Origin of the sequence: Paractinoplanes maris, from assembly GCF_023544465.1 — a bacterium.
GTDB lineage: Bacteria > Actinomycetota > Actinomycetes > Mycobacteriales > Micromonosporaceae > Actinoplanes > Actinoplanes maris.
Window position 1 is genome coordinate 372237 of the sequence record NZ_JALPVL010000006.1, and the last position, 19675, is coordinate 391911.

Below are 19675 nucleotides of genomic sequence, written 5' to 3' on the forward strand. Positions count from 1 at the left end.
GATGCAGATGACCTGTCCGAAGTGTCACGGCGACATGCGAGTGTACGAGCGCAGCGGCGTCACGGTCGATCAGTGCACCGAGTGCCGAGGGATCTTCCTTGACCGCGGTGAGCTCGAGAAACTGTTCGAGGCCGAGTCGAGCTTCAACACTCGCCAGGCTCCGCCCCAGTCGGCACCGCCGCGTCCGGCTGCGGCCCCGCCGGCGCCGGGTTACGGCCCGCCCCAGCCCGGTGGTTACGCGCCGCCGCCGCCTCCGCCCGCGCCGGGCTACGGCCAGCCGACCCACGGCTACCCGCCGGCCGCCGCCCCGGGCCACTACGCCCCCGCGCCCGCCGCCTACGGTCACCACGGCCACTACCGCCAGGGTCACCACGGCCACTACAACCGTCGCAAGAGCTTCCTGCACAACCTGTTCGACTGAGGTTCGCGGGCGAACCCACCGCCGGCCCCGTGCGGGCGGGCGGTGGGTGACCCGCGTGCTCACCACGACCCGTCGTCGCGGATCCGTCGCGCCGGCCCGTCGCCCGTGAGCAGTCCGGTCAGCGCCTCGTCGAGCGTGCTGCCGACAAACCACTCGCCGGCCTGGTCGAGGACGAAGACCCGGCCCAGCTCGTCGATCGCCACCACCGCGTCGCCGCCCTCGGTCCCGATGGGGAAGAGCGGCACCCCGATGACCTCGGCGAACTCGTCCAGCGCGGCCCACGCATAGGCTCCCGGCTCCGGGTCGAGCCGCAGGAGCCGGATGGCCCGCCGCAGCCCGGGTCCGCGCCGCGCGCACCGGACCCCCGGGAAATCCGCCACCGCGACCCGCGCCGCCTCGAACGGCCGCAGCCGTCCACCGGAGGCCGCCACCGCACGCTCGATCGCCGCCCCACCGAGTGATCCGGTCCCCGGGCCGATCCATCCGCCACCGGCCAGCGCGCGCGCCACCTCGTGCGGGAAACGCCCGGCCACCGGGATCCGGTCCGAGCCGTGTTTCCACTCACTGGTGAACGCCCGGTCCGACCACGGCAGCACCGCGAGATCCACGAGCACGCTGATGCAGGTCTCACACGGGCGGAACTCCTGCCCACCCACGGGGTCGCCCTGGTCCCGTACGAGAAAAGCGGCGAAAGCGGCCCCGGCCAGCCAGGCCCTCGCCTCGTCGAGGTCGATCTCGTGCCCGCGGGCGCGCGACGCCTCATGCAGCGCGTCGGAAAGCGCGATCACCTCGGCGTGCCGCTCGGCCCCGCGCACCCGAGCCTGCGCACCCACCATCTCGAGGCGCTCGGCCACCAGCGGATGGTGGTGGATGCCCTGGTCACCCTTCGCACCCTGGGCGCGATACAGCCGATCACCCACGGTGAGATGGGCAACGGTCGTCGGCGCGGGCCGGCGCCGGGTCAGCCGGAGCAACGAGATGGCCGGATCCACCGTGCCCGGCGGGGTCGGACGGCGATCGCGATAGATCGTGGCGATCTCCTCCGGCGGCACGCTGGGCCAGGTGGAGAGCACACCCGTCTCGCGATCGATCACCGTGCGTGCGCCATCGCCGGGCACGGAGAGCACCGTGGACGGCTGGCGCGTCCAGACCACGTAGCCGAGATCGAACTCGGCCAGCATCGGCTCACACCCGTATCCGCGCTGCTCGGACTCGTTGAGCGCCCAGCGCGCGGCGATCTCCTCGGCCTCCGCCCGTGTGATCACCGTGACCGTCCCCTCTCGAAGCGTGAACCCGATCGCCCGTGGCGACGTTCGCAGATTGAAGTTAACCGAACACGCAAAGTCCCGACACGGACGAGGGGTGTGGCCCGGTGGCTGTTACGGCGAACCGCGACACGAACCGCGAACTGCGCGACCGGCTCGCGGAGGTGCACGAGCGATATACCCGTCTGCGGTCCGATCTGGACGACCTTCAGCGTCGTCTGGACGCCGTCCGCATCACCGTTGTCTCGGCGGACGGACTGGTCCGGGTGACAGTGGGCCCGCGCGGCGAACTGATCGACTTGAAGCTGATCCGCCGGGCCACCCGGAACATGGACAGCGAATACGTCTCCCGGACCATCGTCTCGACCGTCCACACTGCATCCCAGCGCGCCGCGGAACGCGTTCAGGCTTTGATGGGCGACTATCTCCCGGCTGATTCCGGAGCCCTTCGCTATCTCCGCGACAACAACTTCGGCTCGCTGTTCGGACGGTCCGACGAGATCGTCCAGGATCTGGCCGGCCGTCATGAATGACGCCCGGCTGCGGCTCGACGCCGAGGAGGCTCTCGCGGGGTCGCACGCTCTCAGCGCGGCCGCCGAGGACCTCGGCGCGCGCCGCAACCGGGCCGGGGCCGAGATCGCCGCCGCCAGCTCCGCGACACCGTGGGGCCGCGACGAGTACGGCCAGTCCTTCGACAAGCACTACCGCCCGTTCGAGCAGCAGGTTCTCGACGCCTGGCAGCAGCTTGCGGCCTACCTGTCGGGGCTCAGCGACGCGGCGGCGCAATCCGTGCGCGACAACCTCGAGGCGGATGCCGACGCGGCGCGGCGCGTCCACTCCGCGTACCGGAGCCGGTCATGAGCGTGCTGCCCAGCCCCGTCCCCCACCCGCTCGAGTTCAGCCCGTTCGACGTCCCGGCCTGGGCCTACGAGGCGCTCGAGTGGGTGGTCGGCTTCGACTGGCCGGCCGGCAACGAGGTCGCCACCTGGGACGTCGCCGACCGCTGGTTCCTGCTCGCTACGTCGCTGGCCGAACCCAACGAGGCCGCGATGTCGGCCGCCCATCGCTTCCTCTCCGGCTACGGCGGCGCGGGCATCACCGCCGACGGCTTCGAGAACGCCTGGCACCTGGTCGCGGGCGACGAGAACGCCCCACTGCACGACCTGCTGCGGGTGTCCGGCGAGCTCGGCAAGCTGGTCGAGGGCTGCGGCGCCGACATCGAGGCCGCGAAGCTCGAGGCCTGGATCGAGATCGGCATCTTCCTCATCGAACTCGTCGGTATGGCCGTCACCGTCGCCTTCACGCTCGGCGCGGCGTCCCCAGCGGCGGGCGGCCTGATCGTCGCCACCCGGCTCGCCATTCAGCAGATCTTCAAACGCCTCGTCGAGCAGCTGGGCACAAAGGCGCTCAAGCAGACTGCCGGTCGCACGGTCAAGCAGCTGGCCGCCCGGGAAGGACGGCGGAAGCTGGCCCGGCAGGCGCTCGGCGAGGGCTTCGACGAGGCCCGCGAGGAGATCGCGACCAACGGCGGCATCCAGCTCTACCAGCAGTCGACCGGTCGCTCGGACGGTTTCGACGCCGACAACCTGGGGCGGGCGGCGCTGGCCGGGTTCGCCGGCGGGGCGGCATCGAGCGGGTCGCAGATCGGGTCGCACGGCCACGGCGGCGTCCTGCGCGGGGCCGGCGGCGAGGTCATGGCCGAATTCGGGGCGGCCGCCACCTTCGGTCAACTGCCCGATGCCGCGGGGCTCGCCAAATCGGCTACTTCGGGCGCGGCCGGCTCGGCCGTACACGGGCTCTCCACCGTCGACGTCAGTCACCTTTCGCAGCTCGACGGCGATTTGGTCGCGCTGGGCGGGGGTTCGGCATTTGGGAGTACGACGGTAGGGGTCGACCTGTTCGGCGGAGGAGCCGTGGACATCGGGTCACCCGCGAGTACCGCGCCTTTCCCGAACGCAGACGAAGCTGCATCACTCCCCACGGCCGCCCCGACCGATCCCGTCGATGCCCCGGTTCAGCCGACACAGGCTCCAACCGCCCACTCGCCCTCCATCCCCGCAGAGTCACCGTCACCCTCTGGTCTGTCGCCGTCGTCTCCCACTGACTCCCCGGCACAGCCATCGCCACGCGACTCCCTAACCACGCCACCGCCAACCGACTCCCTGGCCACGCCATCACCGGCCGACTCCACAGTGCAGTCGTCACCGGCCGGCTCCCCAGCTCCGTCGTCGCCCGTCGATTCCCCAGCCACTTCGCAGACCTCGGCACCCAGCGCGACCTCTCCATCAACCCCCTCGCCTGCGCCCGCCCCGGCACCACTACCGCAGGCCCCACTCAACTCGTCGGACGGATCGAGCGTCCTGGCCTCCACCGCGACGGTCGGTTTCGCCGATTCCCTCACCACCGCTGCCACTGCGGCGCCGCCTCAGGTCGCCTCACCCATCACCCCCACCACCAGTGATCCACCCACGCCCGGCATCAACCCGGCCGGCCTGGTCACGCCACGAATGAAGTCACCCGCTTCTCCGGCGACGAGTTCGCGGTCTCCAGCCCCAGGTTCGCTTCCTCCAGCTAGAGGCTCGCGGTCTCCAGCTCCAGGCTCGCCGTTCCTAGCTTCGGCCCCAGGCGCACGCTCTACCGCTGCCAGCTCGCCGTTTCCAGCTTCGGCCCCAGGTTCGCGGTCGCCGGCTCCGGGTGCGCGCCGCAGCTCACTGTCCGATCTGGAGCGCATCGCCGACGCCCTCGGCCCACGGACAGTTCCGCGCCAGCCGGCCCGCCGATATTGCGACCCAGCCGTCCCCGACACCACCGCCCCGCCTCGCCGCACCAACGCTCCCCGCCACGCCTCCGCGCCGTCCCCCCAGCCGGAGGTCCGCGACGAGCGGGCCTACTTCGGCTACGTCGAGCACGCCCGGCAGACCCACGAGCAGAACCGGCGCGACGAGTACGCCACCTATCTGAATGCCATCGCCGAGGACAACCGCTCGAAGATCGTCGACCTGGGCTTCCGCGCCGACGACGCCGCCCGGCTCGGCTTCACACTGCGTGAAGCGCAGTACCGGCGCCAGGCGCGCGAACTCAGCGAGATCGTCGCCGAACTCGACGACCAGGTCACCCAGGTCCGGTCGGGCGAGTTGGCGCCGGCCCGCGTCGAGGTCGACCCACCCGAGTGGGCCCGCATCAACGCCGACGTCGGCAACCTGGCCCCCGGCGGCGTCCGCACCGGCGAAGGCTCCGCGCTGGACGGCTTCACCGGCCGCCCCCCGATCGACCGCACCCGCCACTACAACGTGGTCGGCGGCCTCCGCCCCCCGCTGGCCGTACACCAGATCGACATCGAGAACGCCGTCCCCCGCGACCACAGCGGCAACGTCTCCCGCCTACCCGACCCCCGCGAAGGCACCTGGTTCCGCCTGGCCAACGACGGCGGCCCCGCAGCCGACCCCACCCGGGGCCTGAACTGCGTAGACGGTGTCCTGGCCCTGTTCGACACGTACATCCACGGCCGCCCGCGGGTGTCCGCCCCCCGAACCTTCGACGTCTACGCCAACGGCAACCCCGACCGCCCCTTGGGCGGCGAGACGCAAGGCATCCAGCGAATCCGAGTAGCCACCGGCGGCGACTTCCAGAGCCTCTGCCCCCACCTGGGCGGCTCCGACCCAGCCCAGTCCCAACCCGCGATGGACCTGGCCGTACAGAACCTGACCAACCACCTGCTCAACACAGGCCATGGCGCCTACGCCTTCTTGGTAACCGACCTGGAGGGCGGCGGAAGCCACTCGTGGGCAGCCCTCAACCACCACGGCACCGTGCTCTTCGTAGACCCCCAAATAGGCCGAATAACCGAAAACACCCCCCTGTACCGCCACCACGGAGTCCCCACCCCCATCAACATCGTCTCCCTGGAAGCCCTGGTAGTAGACGCCGCCGGCACCCCCACCCCCCTCCCACACCACGGCCCCGGCACCTGGTCAGCCATCCCCACCGGGGCCGATCACGGCGGAACTCAACCAGCGTTCGCAACGCTGACCACCGATCAGCAGGAGACTCTCCTCGCTTCCACCGCTGAGTCCCACCGCGTCGCCGCCCGCGTTTCCAGCGACCTTCACGCCGTGACGAGCGCTGTCAATCAACGGACGCGACTGGTGGATGAGCAGAACAGGGTGAAATCGGCTGAAAGTTTGAGCCGGAAGTTCTTGGAAGCGTTCGAAACGGAGAACGTCGATCTGGACGAGTTCATCCGACGAGTGAAGGACCGCGTTCGCTTCTCGGTCGAGACGCCGGAAGACGACTACGGAGCAACAGTTGTCCAGGTACTGGCGAAGCTAGATGAGCTCGGGTATCGAAGAACAGGCGCCGCAAGCTTCTGGTCGGATCGAGGAAGGCACAACGGGCTCAACGTCTGGCTCACCACGCCCAGCGGCTTCCGGATCGAAGTCCAGTTCCCCACGCCGCTCTCGCACACGGTAGGAAAGAAGACGCACCACAGTTACGAGGTCCTACGCCTCGGCCATAGCGCTGCCTACGAACGAGTCAACGCCTTCCTCGAAATCCTGGCGATCAACAAGCGCTTCGATATCTACGCTCACCAGCCCGTTGACCTGCATCTGATTACTGGAGTCAAGACAAAGGAGAGCACGTTGGCTGCTTGGTTCCGTGCGGATCCGGCAACATTGGCTCAGTACAAAAAGGACCTTCGCACCCGCGGCATCTCGCTCAACGACGATCTCCAGCGGCACGGCCTCGGGTCGGATGACGTACCCGGCCTCGACGAGATGGGCCTGAGCGCATGACAGAGACATTCGCCTACAAAGCGATTCTGAGAAGCGACGACCGGTCGACCATCACGAGCTTGATCGCCTACCAACCCGGCGAGCAAGCTCTCCGTGCGGTGCTCTGGAGTGTTCCACGCCAGCAATGGATCTACGCACCGCATATCGCCGCACCGATCCTCTACGACGATCAAGAACAGGACCGTGGTCGCCCGGTTGATCGCCGGACAGCCGAGCAGATCTCACAGGACGTCCTTCAGACTGAACTACCCAGTGAGAGCGAACTGACCGAGATGTCCGAAGAGGGCGAACGCAACGGCTGGAACTACGGACCTCCTCGATCGTGAGTCGTCAGACGATGGCCATGTCGACGAAGCGGGACAGGTGCAGCTGGGCCGCCACCGTCACCGTGTCGGTGGGGCCGTTGCGGTGTTTGGCGATGATGAAGTCGGCCTCGCCCGCGCGCGGCGACTCCTTGTCGTAGTAGTCGTCTCGGTGCAGCAGGATGACCACGTCGGCGTCCTGCTCGATCGAGCCGGACTCACGCAGATCGGACAGCTGTGGCCGCTTGTCGGTGCGCTGCTCGGGACCACGGTTCAGCTGGGACACCGCGATCACCGGGCACTCGATCTCCTTGGCCAGCAGCTTGAGACCACGGGACAGCTCGGAGACCTCCTGCTGCCGGCTCTCGGTCTTTTTCGGCGAGGACATCAGCTGGAGATAGTCGATCACCAGGAGCTTGAGGTTGTGGCGCTGCTTGAGGCGGCGCGCCTTGGCCCGGATCTCCATCAGGTTCATGTTCGGGGTGTCGTCGACGAAGATCGGGGACTCGCTGATCTCGCCCATGCGCCGGGCCAGCTTGCTCCAGTCGTCGTCGGTCAGCTGGCCGGAGCGCAGCACGTGCAGCGGCACCCGAGCCTCGGCCGAGAGCAGGCGCATGACCATCTCGATCTTGCTCATTTCGAGCGAGAAGATGGCACTGGCACAGTTGGCCCGGATCGCCGCGTTGCGGGCGAAGTCCATGCTCACGGTCGACTTACCGAGACCGGGGCGCCCGGCCACGATGATCAGCTGGCCGGCGTGCAATCCGTTCAGCAGCCGGTCGAGGTCGGAGAAGCCGGTCGGCACGCCGGTCATCATGCCGCCGGAGGCACCGACCGCTTCGATCTCGTCGAGGGTGGGCTGCAGCATGTCACCCAGGGCGGCGAAGTCTTCGCTCACCCGCTTCTCGGTGACGTCGTAGATGGCCTGCTGGGCGAGGTCGACGATGTCGTCGACGTCACGACCGCCGTTGCCGTTCGCCCCGTAGCCGAGCTGGACGATCTTGGTGCCGGCCTCGACGAGGCGGCGGAGGATGGCCCGCTCGCTGACGATGCGCGCGTAGTAGGACGCGTTGGCCGCGGTGGGCACGCTTTCGATCAGGGTGTGCACGTAGGGCACGCCGCCGATGCGTTGCAGATCACCGGAGTCGGCCAGGGCGGCGGCCACGGTCAGCGCGTCGGCCGGCTCACCACGCCCGTACAGATCGAGGATGACGTCGTAGATCGTGCTGTGGACCGGGCGGTAGAAGTCGTGCGTCTTCAGAATCTCGACGACGTCGGCGATCGCGTCCTTGGAGAGCAGCATGCCGCCGAGCACGCCCTGCTCAGCGGCCACATCCTGCGGCGGGGACTTGTCGAAGGAGCCGCCGCCCCCGGACGGCCCACCGCCCCCGGGCCCGCCACCCGACGGTCCCCCGCCGGAAGGTTTGGCCGGTGGCCGTGTCTCGTCGGTGATCGACACCGGACCTCCTCCGCTCGCCGTCGTGCATGCCCTGATCAAACAGCTTGGGTATGACACTTTCGGCTGATCCCCGCCATGATCAGGAAAAACTCCCGATCAAGCCCGCGCCTGGCGGCGGCACCACTGTACGAACCTGGCCGCGACCTGCCCAACCGCACCGGTGGACGAGCCTCGGGACAACCTGTGGACATCCCGCCCGTTCCTGTGGGCAGCCCTGTGCACAGCCTGTGTAAAACTCCTGGGGACGGTCCGCCTCAACCTTCCCGAGCAGGCATTACGCAGTCCGCGCCTGTGGAGGGCAGAAAAACTCCTGCACAAGTGCGAAAAGGTGCCTCGCGTGAGCAAGCCGTCGCGCGGAGGCGTTGCGGTTCGGACGCGCGGAAGGCACGCTTTCCACGTGGACCAACGGGAGTGGGACTACGGCGCCCGCATGTCGCGAGAGCGACGCGCCGCCGACACCTGGTCCCCCCGTGTCTCGGATGCGCCCGATTTCGCCGATCCTGAGGAGAATCGTTCCTCTCTGACCGACACCGGCAGCCTGCGGCCCAGCGCCGAGGCGCTCGACTGGCAGCGCCGGGCCGACGCGTGGGCCCAGCAGGCCGAGTCCGACCCGCACCAGTCCGTCGAGCCGGCCAGTCGCTGGTCCGACGCGGCTTCCACCGGCCGGCCCACGTTCCCGGCCGACGGTGTCGGCTGGCGCACCGAGACGGCCGAGTGGCGCGCGACCGGCGCCCGCTGGCGGCAGACCACCGAGTGGCGCTCCACCACCGGCACCCACGTCTGGCGGTCGACCACCGAGGCGTGGCAGACCGACGGCAACAGCTCCTACCCCGCGGTGGCCGAGACCCCGATGTCCCAGCCGGCGCTGTCCGACACGGCGTGGTCCGAGCAGCCCGAGGAGGAGACCCGCCCGGCCTGGCAGCAGTTCACCGAGCCCGAGACGCCGAGCCGGCAGCAGGCGGGCACGGCGTCCGGCCGGTCGGGCGAGTCGGCCGTTCCGAGCTGGCAGCAGCCGTCGCCGCGCACTCCCGCCGAGAGCTCCCCGTCGTGGCAGCAGCTGGTCGAGCCCGGTCAGCAGCAGTCCTGGAATTCCCGCCCGTCCTGGCAGCGGGACGCCATCGAGGGCTCGGCGACCTGGACGGATCTCACCGACCAGCGCTCGGCCGCCCCCGCCGACTCCAGCTCGACCTGGCTGCGCTCGGAGGAGCCGCGCGACGACGGCCGTCACCTGGTCCGCGAGGACGACCGCGCCGCATGGCGACGCGACGCCGGCGGTGGGTCACCCTCGGTGGGGCGCCGTCGCGCTCCCGAGCCTGGTTCCGCTCCTTCCGGCGGTACGGGTTGGTCCGGCGCACGCTCCGACCCGGAGAACGGTGAGAACACCGACAGCTGGGCCCGGCACACCGACACGGGTGGCATCCAGCTGTACGGGGACACGCCCGCCCAGCCCTCGTCGACCTGGGGCACCGGCTTCGGCTCCCGCAACGTCAACCGCCGCGACGAGAGCGCCCGTCAGGCGCCCGGGGCCTACCCGGATGGTCCCGGCTACGAGATGCCGCCCGCGACGCCGTACGAGCCACCCCGGCGCCCGCCCCGCCGCGACGACACCTCCGGCGCCCGCGCTCTCCCACCCGGCGGCTACGACGAGACCCCGCGCTCGCGCTACACCCCTCAGGACGAGCCGCCCCGCTACGCCGACGAAGCCCCCCGTTACGCCGACGAGGCGCCGGGCGGCCGCGGCCGTCGCGGTCACCGCTACGCCGACGAGCCGGATGCCCGCCGCTACGCCGACGAGCCGGACGCTCCCCGCCGCGCCGAGGAGCCGGACTCTCCCCGCCGCGCCGACACCGGTTCCTTTTCGCCGCCCGAGCCGCGCGCACCCCGCCGCGCCCGTTCCGAGGCCGACGAGACGGCCACCTTCAGCGCCGTCCCGATGCCGGCCCCGCAGCCGTCCGTCGCCCAGCGCAGCGCCATCCCGATGCCGGCTCCACCGCCCACCTCGGCGCCGCGCAGCAGCGCCGCACCGCCGACCGCCGCTCCGCGCAGCGCCCCACCGCCCACTGCGGCACCACGCAGCGCACCGCCGCCCTCAGCCGCCCGGAGCGCCCGGCCGCCCGCCTCGGCGCCCCGCAGTGCTGTCCCTATGCCGACGTCGCCGCCGTCCTCCGCGCCCCGCAGCGGGCCGCCCAAGGGGCGCGCCCGATACAACGCGGGTGGCAGCGACTGGCGGGAGCAGACCGGTTCCTGGGAGGCGGAGCCCGACACCAGCAGCTGGGTCCGTGACCCCGACACCGGCCAGTGGAGCCGTTCCGAGGACGACCCGCGCATCCTCGCGTGGCGCCGCGAGGCCGACCGCCGCGAGGCGATGGGCGCGGGCCCGCGCGCGCTGCCGCCACCGCCGCTCGCCGCCGATCCCGAAACCGGCCCCCGCCAACCGGAGCAGCAACAGCCCACCGGCTGGCGCACCACGCCTCCACAGCCCTTGCCCCCGGGTCCGACACCGCGCAGCGCGGCTCCCTGGGGCGGTGGCCCGGCCCCCACCAGCTCAATCCCCGCCCGCGACCCGTACGGCGCCGCGCCCACGGGTCCGGTCACCGACCGCGACCCCTACGGCGCCGCGCCCACCAGCGCGCTGCCCGCCCGCGACCCGTACGGCGAGCCCCGCGGCTACAGCACCACACCATCCAGCTCGGTGCCGGCGCGCGACCCGTACGACCAGCCCCGTGCCTACGGCGCCACGCCGGCCACCGGCGACTCTCCCGGTTACGGCGCCACGCCCACCAGCTCCGTGCCCACCCGCGAGCCGCAGGGCTACGGCGAGCCCCGCAGCTACGGCGCCACCCCCGACCCATACGGCGAGCCCCGCAATTACGGCGCCGCACCGACGAGCTCCGTGCCGGCCCGCGACCCGTACGGCTACGGCGCCACACCCGCCGACGCCGGCCCCTACGGCGAGCGCCGCAACTACGGCGCCACACCCACCAGCTCCGGGCCGGCCCGCGACCCGTACGACGAGCCCCGCGGTTACAGCGCCACACCCACGAGCTCAGTCCCCGCCCGAGACCCATACGGCACCGGCACCACACCGACGAGCTCAGTCCCCGCCCGCGACCCTTACGGCTACGGCGCCGCGCCCGCAAGCTCGGTCCCGTACGACCAGCCCCGCGGCTACGGCAGCGCACCCACCAGCTCGGGCCCCGCCCGCAACCCGTACGGCGACGACAGCCCCCCACCGCGGCGCGGCTATCGTGACGAGCCCGGCAACGCACCGCGCAGCGGCACGGCATACAGCGGTCAGCCCGCCCTGCCGAGCGCCCCGCGCAGCGCCCCCGGCTACGGCGCCGAGGCTCCGACCGGCGTGCCCGGCGGTCCGCTCAACTATTCCGGGTCCGCTCCGGTCAGCGCTCCGCGTGGCACCTCCGGCTATGCGGGCGCCGCATCGGTCCCGGGGCCGGCCAGCGGCGTCCCGCAATACAACCCGCAGGAGCAGCCGCCTCGCTCCGGCCGCCGGCGCGCCGGGGACGATGAACCGACCTCCCGGCGCGGCGCCCCCGACCCGAGCGCGTACGCCGCGGAGCCGGTGAACCCCGAATCGTGGCGACCCGATTCCGCTCCGCCCGATCGCCCACGCCCCGACGACATCCCGCCGTGGTCACGCGGCGAGCAGACCGACGCCCGGCCACCCACCGATCCGGCCCAGTGGCACCTCGACGAACGCCGCGAGCGAGCCCGCGGCAGCGCGGTCTACCGCGACGGCGGCGGCGCCGACTGGCGACGCGATCTGGCCGACCAGGCCGATCTCGCCGAAGGCGAGTCCCGACGATTCGGCACCTCGGATTACGTGCCCTTTCGGTCGAGCGGCTCAGCCGCGGTCTCGGGACAATCCAACTTATCCACCACGTCGACCTCGCTGATCTCGCCGGTTCCGCGCGAGGCCGGTGCGCCGGCCTCCTCACGACGGGCCGCCGCGAGCTGGAACGGTCCCTCCGGGGCGTACGAGCGCCGGCCGGTCACCGGCGCCTATCCGACCGGCCGGAAGAGCGATCTGCTCGATCCGGACGACGAGGAGGACGACCAGGAGTCCGGCAGCCCGCTCGCCGCCGTCGGTTACACCGTGATCTGGTATGGCGTTCCCGTCGTTCTCTTCGTCGCCTACATGCTGGTGGTCGGCTCCGGCGCACAGGGCCACGCTCTGGGAACGCTGGCCAAGGCGGCCCCGCAGTTCTTGATCTCACTGGTGCTCAGCGTGCTCGTCGCGCTCGGTCTGCGCTTCGTGAGTCACTCGTGGAAGGCGGTCAGCGTCGGCCTGGCCGCCGCCGTGGTCGGCGGCGGACTCGCCACCGTCCTGACCTCGGCCATCACCGGCAACAGCCTCAGCTGACCTCGCCCGCCAACCAGTCCGGTCGACCGGGCGCAAGGCGGCGCCGGGAGCGGACCGGGACACACAAACGGCGCGCCGAGATCCGTGGATCTCGACGCGCCGTCCGAACGCGCGAGGCGGTCTTACTTGGCGGCGACGACGTTCACCGGGAACGTCGCGGTCACCTCGGGGTGGAGCTTGACCTGGACGTTGTAGGCGCCCGTGGTCTTGATGTGGCTGGGCAGCTCGAGGCGGCGCCGGTCGAGCGACGGACCGCCGGCGGCCTTGACCGCGTCGACGATCTCAGCCGAGGTGATCGAGCCGAACAGCCGGCCACCGTTGCCGGAGCGGGCGGTCAGCGTCACCTTGAGACCGGAGAGCTGGCCCTTGACCTCGTTGGCCTGGCCCAGGTCACGGATCTCCCGGGCGTCACGCGCCCGGCGGATGACCGCGACCTGCTTCTCCCCGCCCTTGGTCCACTGGATCGCGAACCCCTGCGGGAGCAGGTAGTTACGGCCGTAGCCGTTCTTGACCTCGACGACATCGCCGGGGGTGCCGAGGCCCGACACCTCCTGGGTGAGGATGATCTTCATATTCGTGACCCTCCTCAGCGCGCCGTCGCCGTGTACGGCAGAAGCGCCATCTCACGAGCGTTCTTGACAGCGCGGGCGATCTGACGCTGCTGCTGGGAGGTCACCCCGGTGACCCGGCGGGCACGGATCTTGCCCCGGTCGGAGATGAACTTCCGCAGCAGCGCGGTGTCCTTGTAGTCGATGTAGGTGATCCCGTCCTTGTCGAGCGGGTTCACCTTCTTCTTCGGCTTGCGAAGCGCCGCAGCCTTAGCCATTGCTCTTACTCCTGAACTCGGTAAGCCCGGACTGGGGTGGACCCAGCGGGCTAGAAGGGAGGCTCGTCGTCGAACGAGGAGTTGCTGCCACCGCCGGAGGTGCTGCCACCGGAACGGCCGCCGCCACTGGAGGCCGGAGCCGCCGTCGCCCACGGGTCGTCGAAGTTGTTGTTGCTTCCTCCGCCGCCACCGCTGGGCTGCCGGTTGCCACCGCCACCGCCACCACCGGAGGCGCCGAAGCCGCCGCCTGAAGTGCCGCCCGAGCCACCGCCGGAGCGGTTCATGCGCTGCACCTTCGCCGTGGCATACCGCAGCGACGGGCCGATCTCGTCGACCTCGAGCTCGTAGACGGTGCGCTTCTCGCCCTCGCGGGTCTCGTAAGACCGCTGGCGCAACCGGCCCTGCACGATCACCCGTGAGCCGCGCTGAAGCGACTCGGCGACGTGCTCGGCGGCGTCACGCCAGATGTTGCACGCGAGGAAGAGTGGCTCGCCGTCTTTCCACTCGCCCGACTGCCGGTCCAAGGTCCGCGGCGTCGAAGCGATGCGGAACTTGGCAACCGCCGCACCCGAAGGGGTGAAGCGCAGCTCGGGGTCGTCGGTCAAGTTCCCGACGACCGTGATGGTGGTTTCTCCTGCCATGATCTTCTCCTCGCCGCTTCGCTCGTTCGTTGGAGGCTCTCAGAACCCCCTGACAAAAACGAGGCTCCGCGGATTTAACCCCTGCCCGGGCGGCAAAGCCGCCTGGAGCAACTCAGCGGGTCTCGGGCCGGATGACCTTGGTGCGGAGGATGGACTCGTTGAGCCGGAGCTGACGGTCCAGCTCAGCCACGGCCTCGGGCGTCGCCTGCAGGTCGACGACCGCGTAGATGCCTTCGGCCTTCTTGTTGATCTCGAACGAGAGCCGGCGACGGCCCCAGACGTCGAGCTTCTCCACCGAGCCACCCGCGGTCCTGATGACGTTCAGGTACTGATCGAGCGACGGGGCGACGGTGCGCTCCTCGAGCGAGGGGTCGAGGATCACCATGAGTTCGTAATGACGCAAGACTTTCTCACCTCCTGTGGGCTTGGCGGCCACGGTCTCTCCGTGGCAGGAGGTCTTGTGTCGCTCGCAGTCAGCAAGAAACCGTGGGACCCGCCCACGGCAACCGCACTGCGAACCGAGCAATCATACCCATGACCGGCGCGCGACCAAAAAGAAGGACCCCGTCGGTCGACGGGGTCCTTCCTGGTGGAGCCGCGGGGCGTCCGATCCGCATTCGTTGGGTGGGACCTGGGGAGGAACGACCACACCGATGAGGTTGGACGCGGCCGCCCCGCGGAGCTCGTGGCAAAAGACTAAGCGATCTCGGCCCGATTTGCACGTTGCGACACGAATGCCCGAATTGCCGCAACTGTTACTCCGACCACACACACCGCCGCGGTCAGGGCGAGCAGGCCCAGCGGTCCGCCCTCCCGGATCGGCTCCATCGTCGCCACGGGCTCGGCCGCGGCGATCTCCGTGGGGGTCGGGGTGGCTGCGGCCGGTTCGGCGTCGATCGTCATCGGGTCGACATCCAGGCCCGGTACGCCCGGGAGAAGCGCCGGGGACTCGCTGGGCGGCATGCCGTCGAGGGCGGGCGCGGCGCTCGCCGGCGTACGGGGAACGGTCTTGGTCTTGACGGGACGCGAAGTGGCCGCGCTGTGCGGCAGGGACTGGGCCGCGGTGGTGGCCGCGTGAGCCGCGCCCCGGGGACGCCGATCGGCCTGCCGGTGGGCGTCGGGACGACTTCTCGCGGGCTTGACCCGGGTGGGACGCTCGGCCGGCGAGGCCGCCCACGGTGCCGACGATCCGGCCGAGCCGTCGCCGTCGCCGTCGCCGGCCGGCGCCAGGGACATCGGCGTCGCATCGTCCGCGGTGGGCGCCGGATCGGGGTCGGGCCGGCTCGCCGCCGCGTCGGACGGCGAGGCGGTGACCATGACCGGGGTGACGTCGTCGCCCACCGGACAGCTCGGCTTGAGCAGCACCGACGTCGTGCCGCGGCGGAAGATCACGTCGGTCGACGCATCGTTCGGCACCGTGCCCTTGCGGTCGCCCCCGAGCATCAGCTCCGCCGCGTATCCGGTCTGGTTGACCACCCGGATCGTGCTCTGCGCCGGGACAGTCATCGACTCCACGCTGGGGCGCGAGTTGCAGGAGATGCCGAACATCCCACTGCCGGAGAAGGTCACCGCAAGGGTGCCCTCGGGAATCGGTTGCGCGCTGGCCGAGCCGATCGCCAGCATGGGCGCACCGAAGACCAGACCCCCCAGCACGATCGCCGTCACCCGCTGTCGGACCTGCCGAGACATGCACCATCTCCCACGTCGCCCCGGCCCGTGGGCCGGTATCGGTCAAATGTGATCAATGGAGCTAACGAGACCCGGCAAGGCGCGGTGACGCGCGGCGGAAACTGTCGGACGCGCGTCGTAGTCTCGTCCCATGCGCATCGGAGCCCATGTCGATCCCGCCGCACCGCTGGAGGAGGCCATCGCCCGCGGAGCCGAGGCGGTGCAGTTCTTCCTCACCGACCCGCAGGGTTACAAAACGCCCAAACCGCGCGAGGACGCCGCGGCGTTGCGAGAGTCCGAGGTGGACATCTACATCCACGCGCCCTACATCGTGAATGTCGCCTCGCCCAACAACCGCATTCGCATCCCCAGCCGCAAGCTGCTGATGGCACACGCCAAGGCCGCCGCCGAGCTGGGTGCCAAGGGGCTGATCGTGCACGGCGGCCACGTCGGCCAGGGCGCCGACATCGCGACCGGCTTCGAGAATTGGCGTAAGGCCTTCGAGTACGCGGAATCCGACGGCGGCCTGCCGCTGCCGATCCTGATCGAGAACACGGCCGGCGGCGACAACGCGTGCGCCCGCCGGTTCGACGACCTGGCCCGGCTGTGGGAGGCGGTGGGTTCGTTCGGCGCCGGCTTCTGCCTGGACACCTGCCACGCCTTCGCGGGTGGGGAAGACCTGGTCGGCATCGTCGACCGGGTCAAGGCGATCACCGGGCGCATCGACCTGGTCCACGCCAACGACTCCAAGGGCGGCTTCGACTCCGGGCAGGACAGGCACGACAACCTCGGCAATGGCAAGATCGACCCGGAGCTCATCGTGGCCGCCATCCGAGCCGCCGGTGCGCCGGCCGTCGTCGAGACGCCGGGCGGCGCCGAAGGACAGACGGCCGACATCACGCTCCTGCGGGAGCGGACGGGCCGGTGACACGCCGCACGGGGAGAGGGTCATGACCACCGAGCAGCCGAGGCAGTCCCCCGCCCCGCCGGCTCAGCGTCCCGCCGACTCGCTACGCCCGGCTGCCCCCGGCGAGAGTTGCACAACCGACAAGCGCCCCACCGGGCCCAGCACCCCCGCGCCCACCACGACCGGCACCGCAGCAGCGACCGGCACCAGCGTCGCGACCAGCTCACCGGCAGCCGGCGTCAGCGCGCCCGCCGCCGGCACTGCTCCCGCTGCCCCCAGCGCCGGGAGCGGAGCCTCGACCGGAACCGGCGGGTTCGTGGACAAGGCTGAGCGACGACGGGGCTGGCTACGCCGACGCCGGGGTCCCGCGTCCGCGACACCGAGCACCACCACTGCGGGTCCGGGCGGCAGCAAGTCGCCCACCATCCCCGCTCAGGCCGGCCCCCCGGCCCAGGAGAGCACGCCGCCGGCGTCAACGCCCGGCCAGGCCGAGCAGACACCAGCTGGGCCATCGGCGTTGGGCTCGACCAAGACCGACCTACCCAAGATCGAGAGTCCACAGCAGACCGCGAAGCGCGCCGACCCCCTGCCGACCGAGCGGCCGCCGGGCACTCCGCCCGATCCGTGGACGGCATTCGCCGCCACCACCGAGCGACCGCCCGGCTGGTTCCGGCGTACCACCCGCCGGTTCCTGCGCTCGCTGATCCACGAGTACGCGCTGGTCGTCTATGTCGGCCTGCTCCTGGCCGCCGCGCTCACCTGGCCCACCCTGCGCTACCCGCTCCACACGCTCCCGCAGGACATCTGGGACCCGTCCCGCCAGGCCTGGCAGGTCGCTTGGATCGGCCACGCCCTGCTGACCGACCCGACCCGCCTCTGGCAGTCCAATGCCTTCTACCCCCTGAGCGACAGCTTCGCGTTCGGCAACTCCCTGCTCGGCTACGCACCGTTCGGCATGATCGGCGAGGGCCCGCCGGCTGCCGTGCTCCGCTACAACATCCTCTTCGTGCTGGCCCACGCCCTGCTCGCCATCGGCGGTTACGCCCTGGTCCGGCAGCTCGGCGCCGGCCGCACCGGCGCCGCGGTGGCCGCCGTCGCGTTCGCCTACGCACCCTGGCGCCTCGCCCAGGAGGGTCACCTCGACATCATCTCGGCCGGCGGCATCCCGCTGGCCCTGGCGATGCTGGCCCGCGGCCACGGCTGGTCGCTGCGCCGGGGCCTGCGTCTCGAGCGACGCAGCGCCGCATGGGCCGCGGCCGGTTGGCTCGTGGCCACCTGGCAGATCAGCCTCGGCTATTCACTGGGCGTTCCCTTCCTCTACGTGCTCGGCCTCATCCTGGTCGTGCTCGTCATCGGCGTGCCGATCCGCTGGCTCCGCCGACCGGCCGAGCGGCCGATCCTCGGCCCGCGCCTGCTGGTCGTCGACACGTTCGGCCCCCTCTTCCTGGCCGCGTTCAGCGGCCTCAACGCCATTCCGTATTTCCGGGTCCCCGACTCCGGACCCGCCGGCACCGAGATCGCCTTCTTCTCACCGCCGTTGCGCAGCCTGCTGATCGGCCCGGCCGAGTCGCGCATCTGGGGCGTCCCGCACGAGGTGCCGCGCTCGTCGCTCGGCTGGCCGGCCGAGATGGGACTGCTACCCGGTTTTGTCCTCTATGCCCTCGCGCTGGCCGGCCTGGCGTTCTCGATCTGGACCCTGCGGCAGCGCCTCCTCCTGCTCGCCGCCCTGACCGTCACGATCATCCTGACGCTGGGCACGAACTTCTACGAGGGCCGCTGGAGTTACCTCCCCCTTTTCGGCCACCTCCCCGGGTCGTTGGGTCTGCGCATCCCGGGCCGGCTCATGGTCTGGGCCACGCTCTTGCTGGCGATCCTGGCCGCGGGCGCGGTGGCCGAATTCGTCCGCCGCGCCGAGCATCTCTCCGAGCAACGGATCCCGCCCTGGCCCGGCCCCTGGTTGCGGCTGGCCACCTTTGTGCCGCTGCTGCTGGTGCTGGCCGAGGGCTGGAACGCGACCGCGCACCCGGTGGCACCGGCGCAGCCCGCCGCGATGCGCACGGTCAGCGGCCCGATGCTGGTCTTGCCGACCACGGCCCTGACCGACCAGACCGTCATGCTCTGGTCGACCACCCGGTTCCAGCCCATGGCCAATGGCGCCGGCGGCTTCGGCGCGGCTCGCCAGGCCGAGTTGCGGGCCCGGGTCCGGACTTTCCCCGACGTCGCCAGCATCGAGTACCTGCGCTCTCTTCGCATCGACCGGGTCCTGCTGCTCCGCAGTGAGGCGGCCGGCACCCCGTGGGAACGCGCCGGCGACATTCCGGTGGACGCTCTGGGTATCCGCCGCGAAGACCTGGATGACGCGGTCGTCTTCCACCTTCGGTGAGGTCATCGATGGTGCGAAGCGGTGTGCCATGATCGCAGGCATGTCGGACGTGGAGCGAGACATCGACGTGTTCGAACGGCTGCGAGCCTCTTGGCTGAGTCACCGGTCGCCCATCGTGGACCACCTGCGGGCCGGGTTGACCACGGAGGAACTGGACGCTGTCGAGGCGTCCAGCGGCCTGGTCCTGCCGGTCGAGATGCGACTGTGGTGGGGCTGGCACAACGGTGTGGAGCCGGACGTCCCCGGCACTCGATTGGGGGCCGGGCCCTGGGATCTGCTGTCGCTGGCGGACGCGCTGAAGTACCGGGCGCGGTTGATCACGCTGACCGAGGAGTTCGAGGAGGACGACGAAGTCCGCTGGCTGCCGGAGTGGCTCCCGGTGGTGCGCTACGACAGCTCTTACCTGTTCGTCACGTGCGGGGAACCCCGGACCGGCCACTCGGAGGTCCGCCGCTGGGACGACGTGCCGGACGATCCGTACACCGTTCAATCGCCGTCCTGGACTGCCGCGGTGACGGTCTTCGCCGAACAGCTGGAAAGCGGCGACTACACCTACTCGACTGAGGAAAGTCGCTGGTACGGCCCGGCCCGCCGACCGGCCGGCGTCGCCCGGCTGCTGTGACCGCCGG

Annotated in this window: 16 protein-coding genes; 9 read left to right on the forward strand and 7 right to left on the reverse strand. The window is 70.9% G+C overall.

Annotation, left to right across the window (positions count from 1 at the left end; genetic code table 11):
* Position 1: 1 nt before the first annotated feature.
* Positions 2-421: a TFIIB-type zinc ribbon-containing protein gene (locus NAG42_RS19670; protein WP_438872415.1), complete on the forward strand. Its 420-nt coding sequence runs from the start codon at positions 2-4 to the stop codon at positions 419-421.
* 59 nt (positions 422-480) lie between these two features.
* Here the strand turns inward: NAG42_RS19670 and NAG42_RS19675 are convergent, their stop codons facing one another.
* A complete protein-coding gene (locus tag NAG42_RS19675) occupies positions 481-1686 on the reverse strand; it encodes an SUKH-3 domain-containing protein (protein ID WP_250031828.1) in 1206 nt (401 codons plus the stop codon).
* A gap of 107 nt (positions 1687-1793) precedes the next feature.
* Between NAG42_RS19675 and NAG42_RS19680 the strand changes: the two genes are divergently transcribed.
* From NAG42_RS19680 to NAG42_RS19695, 4 genes are read left to right on the forward strand one after another with little or no spacing between them, the layout of a single operon-like run.
* Positions 1794-2219 (forward strand): YbaB/EbfC family nucleoid-associated protein, encoded by a 426-nt coding sequence (locus NAG42_RS19680; protein WP_250031829.1) that lies wholly within the window; start codon positions 1794-1796, stop codon positions 2217-2219.
* Complete coding sequence (locus NAG42_RS19685) at positions 2212-2547, forward strand: hypothetical protein (protein WP_250031830.1); 336 nt, start codon at positions 2212-2214, stop codon at positions 2545-2547. The genes NAG42_RS19680 and NAG42_RS19685 overlap by 8 nt, the downstream gene beginning before the upstream one ends.
* Positions 2544-6479, forward strand: coding sequence for a toxin glutamine deamidase domain-containing protein (locus NAG42_RS19690; RefSeq protein WP_250031831.1), 3936 nt, complete (start codon positions 2544-2546; stop codon positions 6477-6479). The genes NAG42_RS19685 and NAG42_RS19690 overlap by 4 nt, the downstream gene beginning before the upstream one ends.
* The gene (locus tag NAG42_RS19695; protein ID WP_250031832.1) at positions 6476-6805 is read left to right on the forward strand and encodes a hypothetical protein; all 330 of its coding nucleotides are present in this window, start codon (positions 6476-6478) and stop codon (positions 6803-6805) included. Before NAG42_RS19690 ends, NAG42_RS19695 begins: the two co-directional genes overlap by 4 nt.
* Before the next feature lie 4 nt (positions 6806-6809).
* On the opposite strand, the gene dnaB is transcribed toward NAG42_RS19695, so the two are convergent.
* The gene (gene dnaB / locus NAG42_RS19700) at positions 6810-8240 is read right to left on the reverse strand and encodes a replicative DNA helicase (protein WP_250031833.1); all 1431 of its coding nucleotides are present in this window, start codon (positions 8238-8240) and stop codon (positions 6810-6812) included.
* Positions 8241-8637: 397 nt separating this feature from the next.
* On the opposite strand from dnaB, the gene NAG42_RS19705 reads away from it, so the two are divergent.
* A complete protein-coding gene (locus NAG42_RS19705; RefSeq protein ID WP_250031834.1) occupies positions 8638-12621 on the forward strand; it encodes a hypothetical protein in 3984 nt (1327 codons plus the stop codon).
* A 122-nt stretch (positions 12622-12743) separates the two neighbouring features.
* On the opposite strand, the gene rplI is transcribed toward NAG42_RS19705, so the two are convergent.
* The 5 genes from rplI to NAG42_RS19730 all read right to left on the reverse strand — a co-directional run bounded on the left by rplI (position 12744) and on the right by NAG42_RS19730 (position 15777).
* A complete protein-coding gene (gene rplI, locus NAG42_RS19710; protein WP_250031835.1) occupies positions 12744-13193 on the reverse strand; it encodes a 50S ribosomal protein L9 in 450 nt (149 codons plus the stop codon).
* Positions 13194-13207: 14 nt separating this feature from the next.
* Entirely contained in the window at positions 13208-13447 is a 240-nt protein-coding gene (gene rpsR, locus NAG42_RS19715) for a 30S ribosomal protein S18 (protein ID WP_007073789.1), read from the reverse strand.
* A 50-nt stretch (positions 13448-13497) separates the two neighbouring features.
* Complete coding sequence (locus tag NAG42_RS19720) at positions 13498-14088, reverse strand: single-stranded DNA-binding protein (protein WP_250031836.1); 591 nt, start codon at positions 14086-14088, stop codon at positions 13498-13500.
* 112 nt (positions 14089-14200) lie between these two features.
* Positions 14201-14491, reverse strand: coding sequence for a 30S ribosomal protein S6 (gene rpsF / locus NAG42_RS19725; RefSeq protein ID WP_014448192.1), 291 nt, complete (start codon positions 14489-14491; stop codon positions 14201-14203).
* 293 nt (positions 14492-14784) lie between these two features.
* Complete coding sequence (locus tag NAG42_RS19730) at positions 14785-15777, reverse strand: hypothetical protein (RefSeq protein WP_250031837.1); 993 nt, start codon at positions 15775-15777, stop codon at positions 14785-14787.
* 130 nt (positions 15778-15907) lie between these two features.
* On the opposite strand from NAG42_RS19730, the gene NAG42_RS19735 reads away from it, so the two are divergent.
* Genes NAG42_RS19735 through NAG42_RS19745 form a run of 3 tightly spaced genes read left to right on the forward strand, consistent with a single transcriptional unit; the run spans position 15908 to position 19668 of the window.
* Positions 15908-16684: a deoxyribonuclease IV gene (locus NAG42_RS19735; protein ID WP_250031838.1), complete on the forward strand. Its 777-nt coding sequence runs from the start codon at positions 15908-15910 to the stop codon at positions 16682-16684.
* Between the two features lie 22 nt (positions 16685-16706).
* Complete coding sequence (locus NAG42_RS19740; RefSeq protein WP_250031839.1) at positions 16707-19046, forward strand: superantigen-like protein SSL4; 2340 nt, start codon at positions 16707-16709, stop codon at positions 19044-19046.
* Between the two features lie 40 nt (positions 19047-19086).
* Positions 19087-19668, forward strand: a complete 582-nt coding sequence (locus tag NAG42_RS19745) for an SMI1/KNR4 family protein (protein WP_250031840.1) — start codon at positions 19087-19089, stop codon at positions 19666-19668.
* Positions 19669-19675 lie beyond the last annotated feature (7 nt).